The 16,588-nt window shown below is 40.0% G+C and carries 17 protein-coding genes; 3 read left to right on the forward strand and 14 right to left on the reverse strand.

Features of this window, described 5'->3' with window-relative positions:
• Nucleotides 1-121: 121 nt before the first annotated feature.
• Entirely contained in the window at nt 122-979 is an 858-nt protein-coding gene (locus tag ACFSW4_RS09300) for a MurR/RpiR family transcriptional regulator (protein ID WP_054751817.1), read from the forward strand.
• A gap of 12 nt (nt 980-991) precedes the next feature.
• Nucleotides 992-2,455: a gluconokinase gene (locus tag ACFSW4_RS09305; RefSeq protein WP_377328850.1), complete on the forward strand. Its 1,464-nt coding sequence runs from the start codon at nt 992-994 to the stop codon at nt 2,453-2,455.
• 385 nt (nt 2,456-2,840) lie between these two features.
• On the opposite strand, the gene ACFSW4_RS09310 is transcribed toward ACFSW4_RS09305, so the two are convergent.
• The 12 genes from ACFSW4_RS09310 to ACFSW4_RS09365 all read right to left on the reverse strand — a co-directional run bounded on the left by ACFSW4_RS09310 (nt 2,841) and on the right by ACFSW4_RS09365 (nt 14,772).
• Nucleotides 2,841-3,896, reverse strand: coding sequence for an N-acetylmuramoyl-L-alanine amidase (locus ACFSW4_RS09310; RefSeq protein ID WP_377328852.1), 1,056 nt, complete (start codon nt 3,894-3,896; stop codon nt 2,841-2,843).
• A 149-nt stretch (nt 3,897-4,045) separates the two neighbouring features.
• On the reverse strand, nt 4,046-4,900 hold the full coding sequence (locus ACFSW4_RS09315) for an N-acetylmuramoyl-L-alanine amidase (protein ID WP_377328854.1): 855 nt from the start codon (nt 4,898-4,900) through the stop codon (nt 4,046-4,048).
• A gap of 194 nt (nt 4,901-5,094) precedes the next feature.
• Nucleotides 5,095-5,940 carry a fumarylacetoacetate hydrolase family protein gene (locus ACFSW4_RS09320; protein WP_377328856.1) on the reverse strand — a complete coding sequence of 282 codons (846 nt, stop codon included), beginning with the start codon at nt 5,938-5,940 and terminating at the stop codon, nt 5,095-5,097.
• A gap of 20 nt (nt 5,941-5,960) precedes the next feature.
• Nucleotides 5,961-6,788 carry an aldo/keto reductase gene (locus tag ACFSW4_RS09325; protein ID WP_377328858.1) on the reverse strand — a complete coding sequence of 276 codons (828 nt, stop codon included), beginning with the start codon at nt 6,786-6,788 and terminating at the stop codon, nt 5,961-5,963.
• 143 nt (nt 6,789-6,931) lie between these two features.
• A complete protein-coding gene (locus ACFSW4_RS09330) occupies nt 6,932-7,465 on the reverse strand; it encodes a chromate transporter (RefSeq protein WP_377328860.1) in 534 nt (177 codons plus the stop codon).
• Nucleotides 7,462-8,019, reverse strand: coding sequence for a chromate transporter (locus ACFSW4_RS09335; protein WP_377328862.1), 558 nt, complete (start codon nt 8,017-8,019; stop codon nt 7,462-7,464). Before ACFSW4_RS09335 ends, ACFSW4_RS09330 begins: the two co-directional genes overlap by 4 nt.
• A 478-nt stretch (nt 8,020-8,497) precedes the next feature.
• Entirely contained in the window at nt 8,498-9,490 is a 993-nt protein-coding gene (locus tag ACFSW4_RS09340) for a C-terminal binding protein (protein ID WP_377328864.1), read from the reverse strand.
• Nucleotides 9,491-9,508: 18 nt separating this feature from the next.
• Complete coding sequence (locus ACFSW4_RS09345) at nt 9,509-10,474, reverse strand: sugar kinase (RefSeq protein WP_377328866.1); 966 nt, start codon at nt 10,472-10,474, stop codon at nt 9,509-9,511.
• A 32-nt stretch (nt 10,475-10,506) separates the two neighbouring features.
• Complete coding sequence (rpiA, locus tag ACFSW4_RS09350; protein WP_377328868.1) at nt 10,507-11,184, reverse strand: ribose-5-phosphate isomerase RpiA; 678 nt, start codon at nt 11,182-11,184, stop codon at nt 10,507-10,509.
• 1 nt (nt 11,185) lies between these two features.
• Entirely contained in the window at nt 11,186-12,190 is a 1,005-nt protein-coding gene (locus tag ACFSW4_RS09355) for a LacI family DNA-binding transcriptional regulator (protein WP_377328870.1), read from the reverse strand.
• Between the two features lie 238 nt (nt 12,191-12,428).
• Nucleotides 12,429-14,039 (reverse strand): gamma-glutamyltransferase family protein, encoded by a 1,611-nt coding sequence (locus ACFSW4_RS09360; protein WP_054751838.1) that lies wholly within the window; start codon nt 14,037-14,039, stop codon nt 12,429-12,431.
• A 280-nt stretch (nt 14,040-14,319) separates the two neighbouring features.
• A complete protein-coding gene (locus ACFSW4_RS09365; RefSeq protein ID WP_054751840.1) occupies nt 14,320-14,772 on the reverse strand; it encodes a DUF2188 domain-containing protein in 453 nt (150 codons plus the stop codon).
• Between the two features lie 99 nt (nt 14,773-14,871).
• On the opposite strand from ACFSW4_RS09365, the gene ACFSW4_RS09370 reads away from it, so the two are divergent.
• Complete coding sequence (locus ACFSW4_RS09370; RefSeq protein WP_377328872.1) at nt 14,872-15,708, forward strand: YitT family protein; 837 nt, start codon at nt 14,872-14,874, stop codon at nt 15,706-15,708.
• 33 nt (nt 15,709-15,741) lie between these two features.
• Here the strand turns inward: ACFSW4_RS09370 and ACFSW4_RS09375 are convergent, their stop codons facing one another.
• Together ACFSW4_RS09375 and ACFSW4_RS09380 are read right to left on the reverse strand one after the other, a co-directional pair.
• Nucleotides 15,742-16,113, reverse strand: a complete 372-nt coding sequence (locus ACFSW4_RS09375; RefSeq protein WP_054751844.1) for a hypothetical protein — start codon at nt 16,111-16,113, stop codon at nt 15,742-15,744.
• Between the two features lie 59 nt (nt 16,114-16,172).
• Nucleotides 16,173-16,427 (reverse strand): DUF2188 domain-containing protein, encoded by a 255-nt coding sequence (locus ACFSW4_RS09380; RefSeq protein ID WP_054751845.1) that lies wholly within the window; start codon nt 16,425-16,427, stop codon nt 16,173-16,175.
• Between the last annotated feature and the right edge of the window lie 161 nt (nt 16,428-16,588).

Consider the following 16,588-nt stretch of genomic DNA (forward strand, 5'->3'; position numbering starts at 1 on the left):
ATAAATTTTTCTTACATCAATACTTTTATTAAAATTTTTTTCACATTTATCTCTTCATTTTGAAAAAAATTTCGTTTAGGCTATTATTATAGTAGTAAAGTTATAGTGCGGAGGTTTTATCATGACTGAACAATCTCAAAAATTTGTTCTCAATCGAATCAGAGGATCGATGAGTCAATTTAGTGAAAAAGAAAAGCAAATAGCTACATATATTTTGCGTAACCCTCAACTAATTATCCATACAACCATTAATCAGGTAGCAGATGATCTCGGAATAGCTGAGGCAACGGTATTTAGGTTTTGTAGACGATTAGGTTTTAAAGGCTATCAGGCATTAAAAATTGCACTTGCAGCCGAGGTTGTAGCACCTATTGAAGATATTCACGAGGAAATTAGTGAAGATGATTCAGTTCTTGAGATCACTGAAAAAGTCTTCCAATCAAATATTCAGGCGATTGAGCGCACCAAAGAAATTCAAAACGGCAACACACTGGAACAAGTCATTGATCGCATAATAAAATCTGATTGCGTTTATTTTTTTGGAAATGGTGGCTCTGGCATTGTGGCGCAAGATGCTCAGCATAAGTTTTTAAGAATCGGCGTCAATGCTCATGCCTACGCTGATACGCATTTGCAGCTCATGGCAACATCTCAAATGACCAAAAATAACATCGCCTTTTTTATTTCACATACAGGGGCGAATATTGACTTATTAGATGTGGTTGAAATGGCAAAGGAACGAGGCGTCTTTACAGTTGCCATCACAAACTTCGCAAAATCACCACTCTCTGAAGCAGTTGACGTACCGTTATACACGGTGTCAGAGGAAACAGAGTATCGCTCAGAAGCTTTAGCTTCAAGAATCGCGGAACTCAGCATCATTGACGCACTTTATGTCAATTATCATATTAAAACATTAGAAAAATCCACTTCGGCTGTGAATCGTATGCGACAAGCCATCTCAAAAAAACGTTTATAAAGGATGTTTTCAATGACATGCATACTAGGTTTAGACATCGGAACAACAAGTGCAAAAGCAGTTTTATTTGATTTAAATGGAAAGGTATTATCAGAAAGTGAAAAACCTTACCCAATCCTTCACCCTGAAGCTGGCTGGGCTGAACAGGACCCTGCTCAGATAGAGAAAGCTACAATTGAGGCTATTCGTGAAACCGTCTATGAACATTCAGACAATCTAATTGGAATTGGCTTTTCAACGGCTATGCATTCCTTGATTGCGATGAATCAGAACGGTCAGCCATTATCGAATGCTATTATTTGGGCGGATAAACGAAGCTCGGACGAATCACCCGAGATCTCATCAAGCATCTATTTGAACACAGGCACACCGCTTCATCCGATGAGTCCACTAGCTAAATTAAAATGGCTGAATAAATATGAGGTTGAGTATTACCAAAAAGCCGATTTTTTTGTTTCAGTAAAAGAGTACTTGATTTATCGCTGGTTTGGTGAAAAAATCGTCGACTATTCAATGGCTGCTGCAACAGGTCTGTTTAACATTCATGAACTTAAATGGGATGAGGCAGCCTTAAAAGAAGCTCACTTATCTAAAGATCAATTGTTTGAGCCCGTTTCACCTTATACCTCTTTAACGAATATGCGCAAAGAAACTGCAGAACAAATGGGGATTAACCGACACACACCAATTGTGTTGGCCGGAAGCGATGGTCCACTAGCCAACCTCGGAATTGGAGCGATTAATCCTGGTGAAACTGCCATTACAATTGGAACAAGCGGTGCGATTCGTCAGTTTTCAAGTGAACCGTTACTTGATTCGAAGCAAGAAATTTTCTCTTATTCATTTACAAAAGACTCTTGGATTACCGGCGGGCCGACGAATAACGGAGGGATCGTTTTAAAGTGGGTTCAGGATTTACTGTCAACCGAACATCACCTTCTCTCCATGGATGAGATGACGCAGCTAGCGAAAACAGTTGAAGCAGGTTCTGAAAAACTATTATTTATGCCTTATTTAAACGGTGAGCGTGCTCCGTTTTGGGATGCCAAGGCAAAAGGTAGCTATATTGGATTACAGCCACACCATCAAAAACAACACCTTATTCGGGCAAGTATGGAAGGTGTTATTTACTCGATCTATCACATTGGTCACGTTTTGGAACGATTAGGGAATCATCACGAAACACTCTTCGCAAGTGGTGGTTTCGCCCGTTCTTCCCTTTGGTTACAAATGTTGGCTGATACATTTGGAAAACCTGTTAAAGTACCTGAAAGTCATCAAAGCTCTGCTTGGGGCGCGGCCTGGGTTGCATTATGTGCGATTCAGAACTATCAGCTTGAAGATATTAAACAGTCGATTCCGATGAAAACAGAAATTGAACCTGATTTAGCGAATCATCAAACGTATCAAGAGCTATTTGATATTTATCAAGGGTTGTATGAACAACTAAAAGATACATTTCATCGGTTAAGTTAAGAAAGAAGGATGGGACAAAAGAAAAATAGCTTTTCTTTAAACGAATATTGAGTGTAATTAGCGTAGTCAAAATGCAAGACTCCTGGTCGGCTAAGGTCGGCCACGTCCTGCGCCTGCGATTACTCGGCGCAAACTTAAGCAAAGAAGTAATGCAAGTAGCATTTGTGGCCAACGCCGACACTAGATCGTCCAGATCGTCGCAGAACAGCACGAGCTGAAAATCACGCCAAACGAACAGGAGAGAGTTTGGCGAAGCCCGCGCCGTGCCTGCGGAAAGCGAAGCATTTTGACACAGCTAAAAAATGAAGACGAATATTAGGGATTGACCTCTCCTCTAATATTCGTCTTCTTCTAGATTAAACATACTTTGTCCCAGCATCCTTATTTAGTCAAAATACTTTAGAAGACCGTTTTTAATGGCTTCGGCAACTTCTTTATGATAACTTTCACTTTGAATAATCTCTAATTCACTTGGATTCGTAATGAACCCTAACTCTAACAATACAGACGGAGACTTCGTATTCGTTAACACTTTATATAAAGCTTTTTTAGCACCTCGACTTTTAATTGACGGATCATCATCTAAGGCTAGTTTCATAGATTCAGCTAACTCACCGTCTCTATGATAGAACACCGTTGTCCCGCTTACTGTAGAATCATAGAATGAATCATAGTGAAGGCTGACAAATGCATCAGGATTATGCTTTTTACTTATTTCCACTCGTTCTTCTAAAGTTAAGTAATGGTCCTTCTCTCGAGTTAAAATAACCTTCGCACCAGCATCCTTTAGCTTATCCGCTACGACAAGACCAGTATCTAATAATAAATTCTTCTCTAAAACACCACCTACACCGACAGCACCAGCATCTTTTCCGCCATGCCCTAGATCTAGTACGATTTTACGACCTTCTAAAGAATTATCCTTTGATTCTCCTGGTTTCGTCATTAAAAATCCAGCTATCCAGCCTGTTTTGCTATCACCTAAATCAACTTCAACCCAATCACCTTGCTTGCTAACTAAACGAAACTTCTCACCTTTTTTTGAGAAATCAATAATCTCATGGTCAACACCTGGACCTGATCGGATATTAATTTGTCCTACGTTAACTTTAATCTTTTTAGATTTCTTAGCAGTATCCGTATTCTTTTCTTTATCGTTTTCCTTTTCTTGTTTAACTTTCTTCAAAAAGTGCATCGACACCCAAACTTCTTCACCATCATAAAACGTTTTTGCCCAGCCTGACTTTTCCGCAAACTTTCTTATTTGATCACCTTTACTCAAGACAGCTACGATCGTGGAGTCAGCATTCGGCTTCTCACGAACATTTAAATAATCAGCTGTCACTTCATAGACTGGTTGCTCGTCCGCTTGTACTGTTAGTGTCATAGAAAACAAGATTACTAGACTAAGCACCAGTAAAACTTTCGTAGAAAATTTCATCTACAAACCCTCCCTTTCAATGAGTTGATTCTAGTTATGTCCAATCTCTCAAATAAATAAACATGCGATTGATATTTTTTAAGATTAATAGTTTGTAAGCACAAAAGAACCGCACTATGAGTTCCATAGTACGGTTTAAACTCTCAATATTAATTAAAGTAATCAATCAACCCATTCTTCACAGCATCTGCAATATTTTGCTGGTATTGATTAGTTTGAATGATGGATAAATCAGTAGGATTAGAAATAAAACCTAATTCAATTAAAGCTGAAGGAGCTTCAGTATGAGTTAATACTTTGTAGAACGCAGGTTTGATCCCGCGATTTTTTAGTGATGTATAATCGTCTAATGAATGATGTAATGATGATGCAAGGTTTGAGTCATTAAAATAGAATACGGTCGTTCCGCTTGCTGATGAATTTCTGTAGGAATCATAATGAAGGCTGATAAAAGCGTGCGTCAGATATAAATTACTTAATTCAGCTCGTCTTCCCAGGGATAAAAAAGTATCATCTTGACGGGTTAGAATGACAGTGGCACCAGCTTCCCTGAGTTCTTCTGCAACTTTTAAACCAGTTTGTAATAACAAGTCTTTTTCAAAAACTCCGCCAGCACCAATGGCACCGACATCCTTACCACCATGACCAAAATCGAGCACAATATTGTAACCATCTAATGTTGCTGAAGTGGAGTTGATTGGATTACTTGATTGATGATGATTAACTTCTGTCTCACTCGCATGACTGTCTAGCTTTACGAGATAATGTTTAGCAACCCAAACTTCCTGACCATCTAAATAAGTCTTGACCCAACCATAAAACTCTTCAAACACCCTAACTTGATCACCTTCGTCTAATTGGGCCAACACATCTGCTTGGTAAGACGGTCCTTCTCGTACATTCAAGTTATCCGTTGTTACTTGATAGATTTGCTCTTCAGCCTGGATGGTTAAAGGAATAAATATTATGGCTAATAATACGGCTAAATATATAACCTTTTTCATTTATCCACCTCCATTTAATAGTTTTACAATATATTACCGTAAGCTCACTCTAGTAAACTAAAATGGAGTAATTTCATACAAAAAGACTATGTAATAAGTAAATCTAATTATAAAGTTCTATTAATAGTAAAAATCCGTACTTAGATGAGTCATCTAGTACGGATCTTTTTATTGACTAAATAGATAATATTCTACTAACTTACTATAGTATTAGTTAGTGTACCAATTCCTTTAACCTCAATGGAAACAGAGTCTCCTGCCTTCAGAAACTTAGGCGGATTAAAACCTTTACCAACTCCACTTGGGGTCCCCGTTGCGATGATATCTCCTGGTTCCAGAGTCATCCCTTGCGAGAGTATTTCAATAAGTTTTGCTACTGAAAAAATCATATCTTTCGTGTTGCCATTCTGTCTAACTTCGTCATTGATCTTCGTCACGATTGACAGTTCTTGTACATCCTCAATCTCATCAGCAGTTACAATATATGGACCCATAGGCGCAAAGGTATCCAAGGACTTCCCTTTAAAGAATTGCTGGTGCTTCTTCTGAAGATCACGAGCTGTTATATCATTCATGATAGTATACCCAAACACATAATCTAAGGCGTTTTCCTTAGTAATATTTATTCCTTTTTTGCCAATAATGACGGCTAGTTCACCTTCATAATCTAACTGTTCTGTTACATGGGAATGAGCCTTTACAGGTTGTCCATCTCCAATCACACTAGATGGCGACTTCGTAAATACAACCGGATCTTTTGGAATCGAATTAGGATCATTCGTCATTTCCATGGCATGTTCAGAATAGTTCTTCCCAATACACATGATGTTTTTATTTGGTCGATATGGAGGTAAAATTTCCACCTCATCAAGCTTTACAAACTTAGTCAGATCTTGTTCCAGGTTTAAGTGATGAAAATTTTCGATGATGGAACCCATATTAGGGAAAAACTGAATCAGATGATCTGAATAATAAATTCCATCTTCTTTTAGTACGCCCCAGTAAGTCGTATCTTGATACTTAAATGTCAATAGCTTCACAGGAAGCAGCCCCTCTCCCATTAATCAAATTCATTTGGATTCATACCTGTACGATCATTTTGATTCATGCGATTAATTTGATCCATTTCATCTTCTGACAAATTAAAATCAAAGATATCTGCATTATCACGAATTCGGCTCGGAGTAACTGATTTAGGGATCGTGATGACATGATTCTGCACATCCCACCTGAGAATGACTTGAGCTGGTGATTTACCGTGTCGTTCGGCAATTTGAGTAATTGTTGGATCTTCAAATAGTCTTCCTCTTTTTAATGGAGACCAAGCTTCCATTTGAATATCCTCTTTGTCACAAAATGTCTTTACTTCTTGTTGTGTAAGGTGTGGATGGTATTCAATTTGGTTAATGACTGGTTTGACATTAGCTTTTGTGAAAAGCTTCTGCAAATGATGAACATGAAAGTTACTCACGCCAATCGATTTAATCACACCTTCTTCATATAAACGCTCCATCGCTTTCCAAGTGTCTTGGAAGTGTTCTTTGACTGGCCAATGAATTAAGTATAGATCAAGATACTCCTGATTGAGTCGTTCTAGACTTCTTTCAAAAGCACGCAATGTTTCATCATAACCTTGTTCATCATTCCAAACTTTTGTTGTAATAAACAGATCTTCACGAGCAACATCTGTTTCACGAATTCCCTCGCCTACACCTGTTTCATTACCATAAAATGAAGCTGTGTCGATTAATCGGTAACCATGATTCACTGCAGTTCTTACAGCTTCGACAACTTCTTTTCCTTCTTCTGCTTTATAAACACCAAGCCCGAAACCTGGCATTTCGACTCCGTTGTTTAATTTTATCCGATCCTGTAGAGATTGAATCATCATACATCCTCCTTTTGAATCTAATTATATCGAAACATGAATCAAACGTTCAATCAAATCAATGCTTAATCGACATCTTGGGGAAATTTGAAATATTTCCTCGGAAATATTGTAGAAAATTGAAAAGGCTGTTTCGACAAACATTATGACAGGAACACAGCGCCATAAATTAATGACCCAGCTACAACCCAAGCTGGATGAATTTTCAACTTTTCAAGTAGGAATAAACTGACTCCAACTAAAACTATAGTTTGAACCCAGCCTGCTGATTCGACGGATGAATCAAAGAACTGAAAGGTTAAGAAGCCCATTAAAACAGCAATAATTGGTCTGACGTAAGCCGTAATTCTTTTGACTTTTGGCGAATCTTTGTATTTTGTAAGTAGACCTAATAACAAAATCATTGCAAGTAACGATGGGACAATCGTCGCCAGCAAAGCAACCGTTGAACCTAGAGCTCCAGCTACTTCATAGCCAATATACCCTGCCATTTTTGTTGCAATCGGCCCCGGAAGTGCATTCGCGAGTGCTAACACTTCCCCAAATTCCGTTGTTGTCATAAACTCATAATTTTTAACAACTTCATGTTCCACAAGGGGAATTGACGCAGGTCCACCACCATAGCCAACAACCCCGGGTATAAGAAAGGCAACAAATAACTCCCATAGTTCCTTCATGATGACTCACCTGCCTTTTGGTTAGGCTTAAAGATCGCAAATAAAATTAGTGCCGCGATCAAGATAGCAGGGTGAACACCCATTATGTACAGAATTGTTCCAACTACAATAAGCATTATTGCATACAACCAACCTAGGTCTTTCTTTGATTTTTTCACAAAAGACCAGGTTAAAGTGAGTAATAGCACTCCAACAACTGGCATGATCGCAGAAGTCATCCCTTGCACAATGCTTGAATCACGGAATTTAATTAAAAATCCGATTAGGAAGATCATAATTAAAACCGTTGGCAAGACAGATGAAATTAGAGCCGATAGCATCCCGATCACTCCGCCGACCCTATAGCCAATATACCCTGCCATTTTAGTTAAAATTGGCCCAGGAAGCGTGTTAGAAATCGCTAGTAAATCACTAAATTCTTCATCCGTCATCCATTTATATGTATCGACAACTTCTTTATAAACTAAAGGGATTGTAGAGGGTCCTCCACCATATCCCAGCATGCTAGATCGAAAAAAACTGATAAAAATATCTTTCTGCAACGTCCAGTTCATGTCGTTCACCTCATCTTTACGTATTATATCACGGTGATGAACGCGATGAAAATTTAGGGTAATGTCTCTCTATCGATGCGCTTGTGCCCTCTAACTACATTTGCCGTTTCCCTATCGACATTCGCAGCTTCCCTATTTACATTTTGACGCTCCCCTATTGACACTCTGACGCTCCCTATTGACATTCAACTCTCCCTAATGACGTTCATGCATTTTCTATTAACATTTATGTGTGATTTCAGCATCATAGAGACAAAACTTTAGCTCATGCGAACAATTTAGCCGTATATACGAACACTTTCCCTTGGAATGCGAACAATTAACCTGTATATACGGACAATACCTCTGTATATGTGAACAAAATAGACAGAAATATGAACAAATCTCTCAATCATGCGAACAGTTCTAGCTATTATGCAGACAGTCTCCGACTCAGTCCATTAAAAAAGCTATCCAACAAAGGATAGCTTTTCATATATTATTTTTCTTTCAAATCGACGTGGTCCTTAACGTCTTGATTAACTAAGTAAGTCGGGAAATAGCCTGATAGCACATCGGCTACATTTTGTGCTGCTTTACGCTTTAACTCCGCTTCTGATTCAACTGAATAAAAAGCAGAGTGCGGGTTTAAAATGACTTGGTCCATGTTAAGGAATGGATGGCCTTCAGGAATTGGTTCGGTCTCAAGCACGTCTAACCCAGCACCTGCGATTTCTCCATTTTCTAGTGCTTCAACTAGCGCATCCTCATCGATGACTGGCCCGCGTGCTGTGTTAATGATAAACGCATGCTCTTTCATCTTTTTAAATGCATCGTGACTGACAAGTTTCTCGGTATGCTCATTTAATGGAAGGTGAACAGATACATAATCAGACTGCTCATACAGCGTATCAAGCTCAGCTAGTTGAACATTCATAGATTCCGCTACTTCTTCCGGCACAAATGGGTCATAAGCAATCACGTTAATGCCAAATGCCTGCGCCTTCTCGGTTAATCGCTGAGGAATGTTGCCAAAACCAATTAAACCAAGCGTACTGCCACGCATGCGGTAAATTGGAATGGCCACTTTATAGTCCCAGTTTCCATTTTTCACTTCATTGTTCATCAGCGTCACTTTACGCACACTAGATAACAATAAAGCCATTGCGTGATCCGAAACCTCATCTAAGCAGTAGTCGGTTACGTTTGAAACTACCACCCCACGTTCAGTTGCGGCATCAAGATCAACCGTATTGAACCCGATTCCGTAACGAGCGACTATTTTTAAGTTAGGAAGGTTTTCAATAACCTTACGAGAGATGGGTGCATACTGATTCAGAATGGCATCTGCATCATGACACCTTTCAATCACTTCATCCTCCGTTTGGCATTGTTCAAGTGTTAGCTCAATTCCCATTTGTTCAAGCACTTCTTTTTCTGGGGCAAATGTATGGTAATTGTAATCTGTCACGACAACTTTAAATTGACTCATAAGTCATACTCCTTTGTATTAACGTTTGACATCTCGGTTTTCATCATCTGGCTTCATGAAGCGTTCAACAGCGCTAAGTGTCGGCAGCCCTTCAATATCGCCTTTCATTCCGACAACCATTGCACCAATCGCATTCGCACGTCTCACTACAGTTTGAAGTGGTTCATCCTTTAACAAACCACTAATCACGCCTGCGGCAAACCCATCTCCTGCTCCAACTGGGTCTACCACCTGCTTAACAGGAAACCCTTCCACATAAGCTTGCTCATCTTTTGAATGAATATAAGCACCATTACTTCCTAGTTTCATGATGACCGTTTTGTCACCATGATGGCTCAGGCTTTCTGCAACTTCCTGAGCAGACTCTAGCCCTGTCATAAACTGACCTTCATCAAGTCCTGGTAAAATAACATCGGCTTGATCTGCGATTTCATTTAATACTTGTTTCGCCTTCTCTTTAGACCAAAGTTTCAAGCGTAAATTAGGATCAAACACGATTTTCAACCCATGTTCTTTTGCAATTTCAATTGCTTTCATCACTGTTTGATACCCTGTTTCACTAAGTGCTGGTGTAATCCCAGTCACATGTAACACCTTAGCCTGAGAGATGTATTCAAGATTCAGTTGTTCTGGTTTCATCAAACTCGCAGCTGAGTTTTGACGGTAGTAATAAACATTTAAATCCTCAGGAGAAAGCTGTTCTTTAAAGAGCAACCCAGTCGGCGCTTCGTTTGTGAATTGGCACGACGACACGTCCACGCCTTCACCGCGAATCGTTTTTAACACATATCTTCCGAAAGGATCATCGCCTAATTGACTAAACCACCCTACCTGATGACCCAGTCGTGCAAGGCCAATTGCGACGTTGGATTCTGCTCCGCCAATCTTTTTTGGAAAATGACTAACATAATCTAATGGAGCCATTTGATCAGGCTGAAACAGCACCATCGTCTCGCCTAATGTAAATACATCAATCTGACTCATGTTAAATCCACCTTTATTTATATTCGTATACGCTATCTTTTTAATACTTCAACGCCATCATCACGTCCAATTAAAACGTCATCGACGATGTCAAAAAACAATCCCGTTTCTACTACGCCTAATAACTGCTTTAACTGTTCGTGGAGTTTTTTCGGTTCATGAATGGCTTCGAACTGACAATCTAAAATATAGTTATCATTGTTCGTAATAAATACCTGACCATCTTCTTCTCTTAAAACTGTCGAGCAGCCTAATGCTTCGATGTTCTTTTTCGTCAGCTGCCATCCAAACTGGACAACTTCAATAGGTAACGGAAAGGCACCAAGACGGTCGACTTGTTTTCGGTCATCCGCGACGACAATAAAGCGATCAGCTGCCATGTCAACGATTTTTTCACGAAGCAGCGAACCTCCGCCGCCTTTTATTAAATTAAAAGCTGGGTCAATTTCATCTGCCCCATCTATGGCTATGTCTAACTGATCAACCTCTGAAAAGTCAGTGAGTGGAATACCAAATTCATTTGCCCACTTTTCGGTTTTAACCGATGACGGAACCCCGCGGATATGTAGGCCTTTCTTCACGCGATCTCCAAGTGCCTGAAGCATGTAATACATCGTAGTTCCAGAACCGAGACCCACTAACATCCCATCTTGAATGTATTCTGCCGCTTTTTCACCTACAGCTTGTTTTTTACGATCAACATGTTCCATATTAAACCCTCCATGCTTGAGTGGTTTCTCGTTCAACTAAATGAACGGGTACAACGATTCGCCCGTTCGAGTCCAAATGGTTCTCTTGCATTGACTGAATTAATCGTTCAGCAGCTTTCTCACCTAACTGATCTGTCGATTGGTGGATGGTAGTTAGTGCAGGATAACTGTACTGGCTAAATGTGACATTATCAAACCCAATAATTTGAACGTTATCCGGCACTTGAAGACCATGTTGCTGAAGAGCTTTTAACGCTCCTATTGCCAAAATATCTGAGCTCGCAAAAATCCCATCAAATGACTTACCGTTCTTTAATAAGTCAGCTATTTCTTTTTGTGCGGCGTCGACATTAAATGGAATTCTGCTGATGTGTAACGGTCTTAGATGTTGCTCCTTCAATCCTGCCTTGAATCCTTGTTCACGTTGGTTAATTGGTAAAATATCACGCTCATCTCGCAGCATAATGATTCGTTCAGTTCCGCGTTCAAGCAAAGCCTTCGCAGCTAAATATCCACCATACTCGTGATCCGACTCAATGACTGGCATCGTCTCATCCATTTTTTCTAACTGATTGACGCATATAACTGGAATATTTAACTCTTTAACTCGATTAACCTGATTGCGATATCCTGAAACATAAATTAAACCATCCACACCACGCGACTCTAAATCACGCAACATGAGTTCTTCCTTATTAGCATCTTCACTCATGTTGTAAATATTAATAGAATACCCTTTTTTCATAAGAACACGCTCAATCGCAACTGCAATTTTCGCAAAATATTCATTCGTTAAATCAGGTAGTACGACACCAACACTATTCGTCTTCTTCGTTCTTAACCCTTTGGCCATCGCATTCGCTTGGTAGTTATACTGTTTCAGCACATCAAGAACTCGTCTCTTTGTCTCCTCAGAGTAGCCTCCAGAGTTATTTAAAACCCGAGAAACTGTCGCCGTCGACACTCCAAGAATATCTGCGATCTCTTTAATCGTCACCTTCGCCATAACCGTCACCTAACTATTCACAAATTACGTAATCGATTACGTAATATAGTAAAAAATACGTTTCATATCTTGTTGCGTAATCGTTTACGTAACTTATCATACATTTTTTTGATTAAAATTTCAACGTGGAATCTATTAGTCGTAATGTATATAGGCATTAGTGCCCTTTCTATGGGTGTTTGTCCTTTCGATGCAAAAAAACTCTCACGCCATCACTAGACGCAAGAGTTTTCCAACATTATAGTACCGCTATATGACCATCGGTTCGTGGCTCTGTTCCTCCGCACAAGACGCCCGTTTCCGGATTTCGCCAAATAATTTGACCTCGTCCAAACTCACTATGATATAAGCTTCGTTTAATCACGTGGCCTCGCCTTTGAAGTGCTTGAGCGAGATGTTCGGGAAATGTCGGGTCTACATGCACGACTTTTTCCTTCATCCACTGCCACCTTGGGGCATCGAGTGACGCCTGAGGGTTTAAACCAAAATCAACCGTATTCATTATAACCTGTACGTGACCTTGAGGCTGCATGAAGCCACCCATCACGCCAAATGGCCCAACGGCTTGTCCGTCTTTTGATAAAAACCCAGGGATAATCGTGTGATACGTCTGTTTACCAGGTTTCAGTGCGTTGACATGGTTTTCATCAAGCTGGAACGTATGTCCACGGTTTTGCATGGCAATACCTGTTCCGGGAATGACGATTCCAGAGCCGAAGCCCATGTAATTACTTTGAATGAACGATACCATATTTCCATCACCATCAGCCGTTGATAAATATACCGTTCCACCGCGCTGTGGCTCACCTGGTGTCGGGTCAAGCGCTTCTTCTCCGATTAGCTCACGGCGCTTTTCGGCATAGCCTTCCGATAGCAATTGTTCAGCTGTCACATCCATATGATCTTGCTGAGTAATGTACTCAAGTCCGTCCGTAAAGGTGAGTTTAATGGCCTCAATTTGTTTGTGGTACGTATCTAGCGAATCTTTCTCATTAAACTCATAACCTTTTAAAATATTGAGCGCCATTAACGTAATAATTCCCTGACCATTCGGCGGAATCTCCCAAACGTCATAACCACGGTAATTCACTTTTATCGGATCAACCCACTGCACTTGATAGTTTTCTAAATCCTCTTTAGATAAATAACCATTATGCTTTTTGAAAAATTGATCGATGACATCAGCAAGCTTGCCTGAGTAAAAGGATTTAGCCTTTGTAACAGAAATCTCTCTTAACGCATGTGCATGACCTGGCGATTTCCAAATTTCACCGGCTTTAGGCGCCCGTCCTTCAGGTGCAAATGTTTTAAACCAATCTTCAAAAATATCTTCTTTAAAAATATCTTTGAACTTTTTATATGCCGACTCCCAGTGAAAAGCTAACGTTGGGCTAAGAGGAAAGCCTTCCTCCGCATAGCGAATCGCAGGTTCAAATAAATCCTCAAACGGCAGCACTCCAAACCGTTCAGATAACTCAGCCCAAGCAGCCGGGGTCCCCGGAACGGTCACTGGTACTTTTCCAAACGTCGGCATTTCGTCATACCCTTCTGCCTTCAGCTTTTCAATTGAAATGTTTTGAGGCGCGTATCCACTTGCATTAAGCCCGTGGATTTTCCCATCAACCCACACAATCGCAAAGGCATCAGATCCAATTCCGTTCGATGTCGGTTCAACTACCGTAAGCGCAGCAGCCGTTGCAATCGCTGCATCCACTGCGTTTCCACCTCTACGAATCATTTCAAGCCCCGCTTCAGCAGCGAGCGGCTGAGATGTTGCCACCATTCCATTTTTGCTATAAACCGCATGACGTCTCGACGCATACGGATAATACATGCTATCGAATTCCATGTTGTCTCCTCCCCATATGTACGATGTCTAACTTTTAAGAAAACTTTTTAAAATTATAACATACGAGGCCGAATTTTCTAGTGCAATCGGGGATTTGTCTAGTAAGTTGCTAAAATTGTCTAGTAAAACTACGAAATTGTCTAGTAAATTTGCGATATTGTCTAGTAAATTTCGGATTTTGTCTAGTATTTTCACGAAATTGTCTAGTAAATCAAGAAAATTGTCTAGTAAAGCTCTGAACTTTTAAGCAAGAAATAAAAATCCACCACGTGGCGGATTTTTACTCATCCTCATATGAATGGGTTTCTTGCACATTTCCGTCTGAGTCCTGAATTTCTAAATACGTTCCTTTATTCTTCGCAATCTCACGTCCACGTTTCACTGCTTCATCCTTCTGGTCAAACACATCCGACGCTTGATCAGCTGTTTTGGTTTGAACAGCCCAGCCATCATCGTGCTTAATAACCATCACACCCCGTTCCATGAGTTCAGGGCGACTGCTATGGTCATCATGGTCTTTAAGCTCCTTGGCTGATTTATCACGCATCTCTTGTCTTTCCTGGTCATTCGCGTTGTCATACCACTCTTTAGCCTGCTCAGTCCCAATCGGAATGGCCTGGTCTTCATCATAGCCATCTTCAAGCATGGCATTGATAATTTCGATGGCTTTTAAACGCGTCGCTTCATTTAAGTTTTTCAATGAACTAGGGTAATCTTTTCGATCATAAGGCATATGAACACCTCCAAACTGTTATACTTTAGCTATTCCACTTTGAACTAACTTCAAACATTGCTAAAATAAAAATGACTACTCTTAGACAGGGGGCATTCCATGTACCGCAACATTAAGGACTTATTATTTATTTTATTTGGTTCATTTTCCTTTGCATTTGGGATTAACTATTTTGCTATTCCCAATATGCTATCAGAAGGCGGCGTCATCGGGATTACCATTATTACGTATTACCTTTTTGAATGGTCCCCTGCATTAATGAACTTCTTACTTAATGCAACTTTACTCGCACTTGGGTACCGATTTTTCACTAAAAGAGCAACCATTTATACCATCTTAGCTTTCGGAATATCATCTTTATTCCTTTATATAACAGAAGGTTGGGGTCATGAGATCGTAGGTGACACATTACTTGCCGCATTATTTGCAGGGATATTCGTCGGGCTCGGAATCGGCTTGATGTTCCGCTCAGGTGGCACGGCTGGTGGTACAACGATTCTTGCCAAAATGTTAAACAAGTTAGTTGGCTGGGATGTAGGACCGACTATTTTATTTATTGATGTCCTCATTATTTTGGCTTCAGCCTTTGTCATCGGCCAGGAAAAAGCAATGTATACGTTGATAGCGGTATATGTAGGGTCGAAAGTCATTGATATTGTCGTTGAAGGGGCTAGCCAGCGAACAGCCGTTATGATTATTTCTGGGGAAGGCGAGCGCGTACTCGATGACATTACAAGGCGAATGGCTCGTGGCGTGACCGTTCTAGAAGGTCGCGGAGGTTATTCCAACCTTAATAAAGAGGTCCTTTACATCGTGATCAATAAACGCGAAATCGTTCAGCTAAGAAAAATTATAGAAAAGATAGACCCTGATGCCTACGTAACAACACACAGGGTTCAGGAAATCTTCAAGACAGGCTATAAAGGTGGTAAATAATAAGCGTACCCGCACACAATCGCGGGTACGCTTTTATTCAATCTCATATGACGCTTCATACTCTTCAATAAATTTAGCAACTTCATCTTCTTTCGCTGAATAAAATAGTGGATTATGAAAGCCTTCATCATGCGAATCATAGACAAAATAAATTGGATACTCATAAGAAATAGGGACGGGAACTCGGTCTCGCTTAGCATCATCTAACCCTGTTGGCCCCATTTGATCGACTGACTTATAGTCCATAACCCATTCTCCGTCGCCACTTTCAATCCACGCATTAATTTCTTCATCTGAATCGCCGATATGCTCTTTATAAACCATGAGTACAAATAAGCGGCCTGTACAATCGGGCTTCTTCTCCTCTTGCTTTTCATTACCAAACAATTTACTAAATAACCCCATGCGTCCTCACCCTTTTTTCTATATACTATCATATATAGAAAATTTTAGTACGCAAAATTTTACTCTTTTACATCATCATAATTAAAATTCTCATTAATATCCCCGTCTTCACCTCGAACTTGGACATACGATTCATATTCATCTGAGATCTCATCTGCTCGCTTGAGTGCTTCTTTTTCAGTCGCAAAAGTTTCATGATCATTCTCTTGATTAATTAGATGGACAATCCAGTCGTCCCCTTTACGTTTGACGATCACACCATGCTCCTTCATCTCTGGCCTTGCCCCACTATGTTGACTATTCTCTTCAGACATATTTAACCTCCTTGAGTTTATCCTCTTCATAATATGGGTATATAAATAAAAAAATATAAATCATTTAAATGACGTTATGAGATACTTCGCACAAAATTAGTACACTGAGAATATTTCAAAAATTATTGCAAATCATTTTGGAATGTTGGTTCATTTTTGTT

The organism is Piscibacillus salipiscarius (genome assembly GCF_042685285.1).
Taxonomy (GTDB): domain Bacteria; phylum Bacillota; class Bacilli; order Bacillales; family Alkalibacillaceae; genus Piscibacillus; species Piscibacillus salipiscarius.

What these genes read in the sequence shown, in the direction of transcription:
- ACFSW4_RS09300 (WP_054751817.1), top strand. Translation starts at nt 122, where the DNA reads ATGACTGAACAATCTCAAAAATTTGTTCTCAATCGAATCAGAGGATCG.
- ACFSW4_RS09360 (WP_054751838.1), bottom strand. Translation starts at nt 14,039, where the DNA reads ATGGAATTCGATAGCATGTATTATCCGTATGCGTCGAGACGTCATGCG.
- ACFSW4_RS09325 (WP_377328858.1), bottom strand. Translation starts at nt 6,788, where the DNA reads ATGATTCAATCTCTACAGGATCGGATAAAATTAAACAACGGAGTCGAA.
- ACFSW4_RS09345 (WP_377328866.1), bottom strand. Translation starts at nt 10,474, where the DNA reads ATGAGTCAGATTGATGTATTTACATTAGGCGAGACGATGGTGCTGTTT.
- ACFSW4_RS09380 (WP_054751845.1), bottom strand. Translation starts at nt 16,427, where the DNA reads ATGTCTGAAGAGAATAGTCAACATAGTGGGGCAAGGCCAGAGATGAAG.
- rpiA (WP_377328868.1), bottom strand. Translation starts at nt 11,184, where the DNA reads ATGGAACATGTTGATCGTAAAAAACAAGCTGTAGGTGAAAAAGCGGCA.
- ACFSW4_RS09335 (WP_377328862.1), bottom strand. Translation starts at nt 8,019, where the DNA reads ATGAACTGGACGTTGCAGAAAGATATTTTTATCAGTTTTTTTCGATCT.
- ACFSW4_RS09340 (WP_377328864.1), bottom strand. Translation starts at nt 9,490, where the DNA reads ATGAGTCAATTTAAAGTTGTCGTGACAGATTACAATTACCATACATTT.
- ACFSW4_RS09305 (WP_377328850.1), top strand. Translation starts at nt 992, where the DNA reads ATGACATGCATACTAGGTTTAGACATCGGAACAACAAGTGCAAAAGCA.
- ACFSW4_RS09315 (WP_377328854.1), bottom strand. Translation starts at nt 4,900, where the DNA reads ATGAAAAAGGTTATATATTTAGCCGTATTATTAGCCATAATATTTATT.
- ACFSW4_RS09310 (WP_377328852.1), bottom strand. Translation starts at nt 3,896, where the DNA reads ATGAAATTTTCTACGAAAGTTTTACTGGTGCTTAGTCTAGTAATCTTG.
- ACFSW4_RS09370 (WP_377328872.1), top strand. Translation starts at nt 14,872, where the DNA reads ATGTACCGCAACATTAAGGACTTATTATTTATTTTATTTGGTTCATTT.
- ACFSW4_RS09330 (WP_377328860.1), bottom strand. Translation starts at nt 7,465, where the DNA reads ATGAAGGAACTATGGGAGTTATTTGTTGCCTTTCTTATACCCGGGGTT.
- ACFSW4_RS09355 (WP_377328870.1), bottom strand. Translation starts at nt 12,190, where the DNA reads ATGGCGAAGGTGACGATTAAAGAGATCGCAGATATTCTTGGAGTGTCG.
- ACFSW4_RS09365 (WP_054751840.1), bottom strand. Translation starts at nt 14,772, where the DNA reads ATGCCTTATGATCGAAAAGATTACCCTAGTTCATTGAAAAACTTAAAT.
- ACFSW4_RS09375 (WP_054751844.1), bottom strand. Translation starts at nt 16,113, where the DNA reads ATGGGGTTATTTAGTAAATTGTTTGGTAATGAAAAGCAAGAGGAGAAG.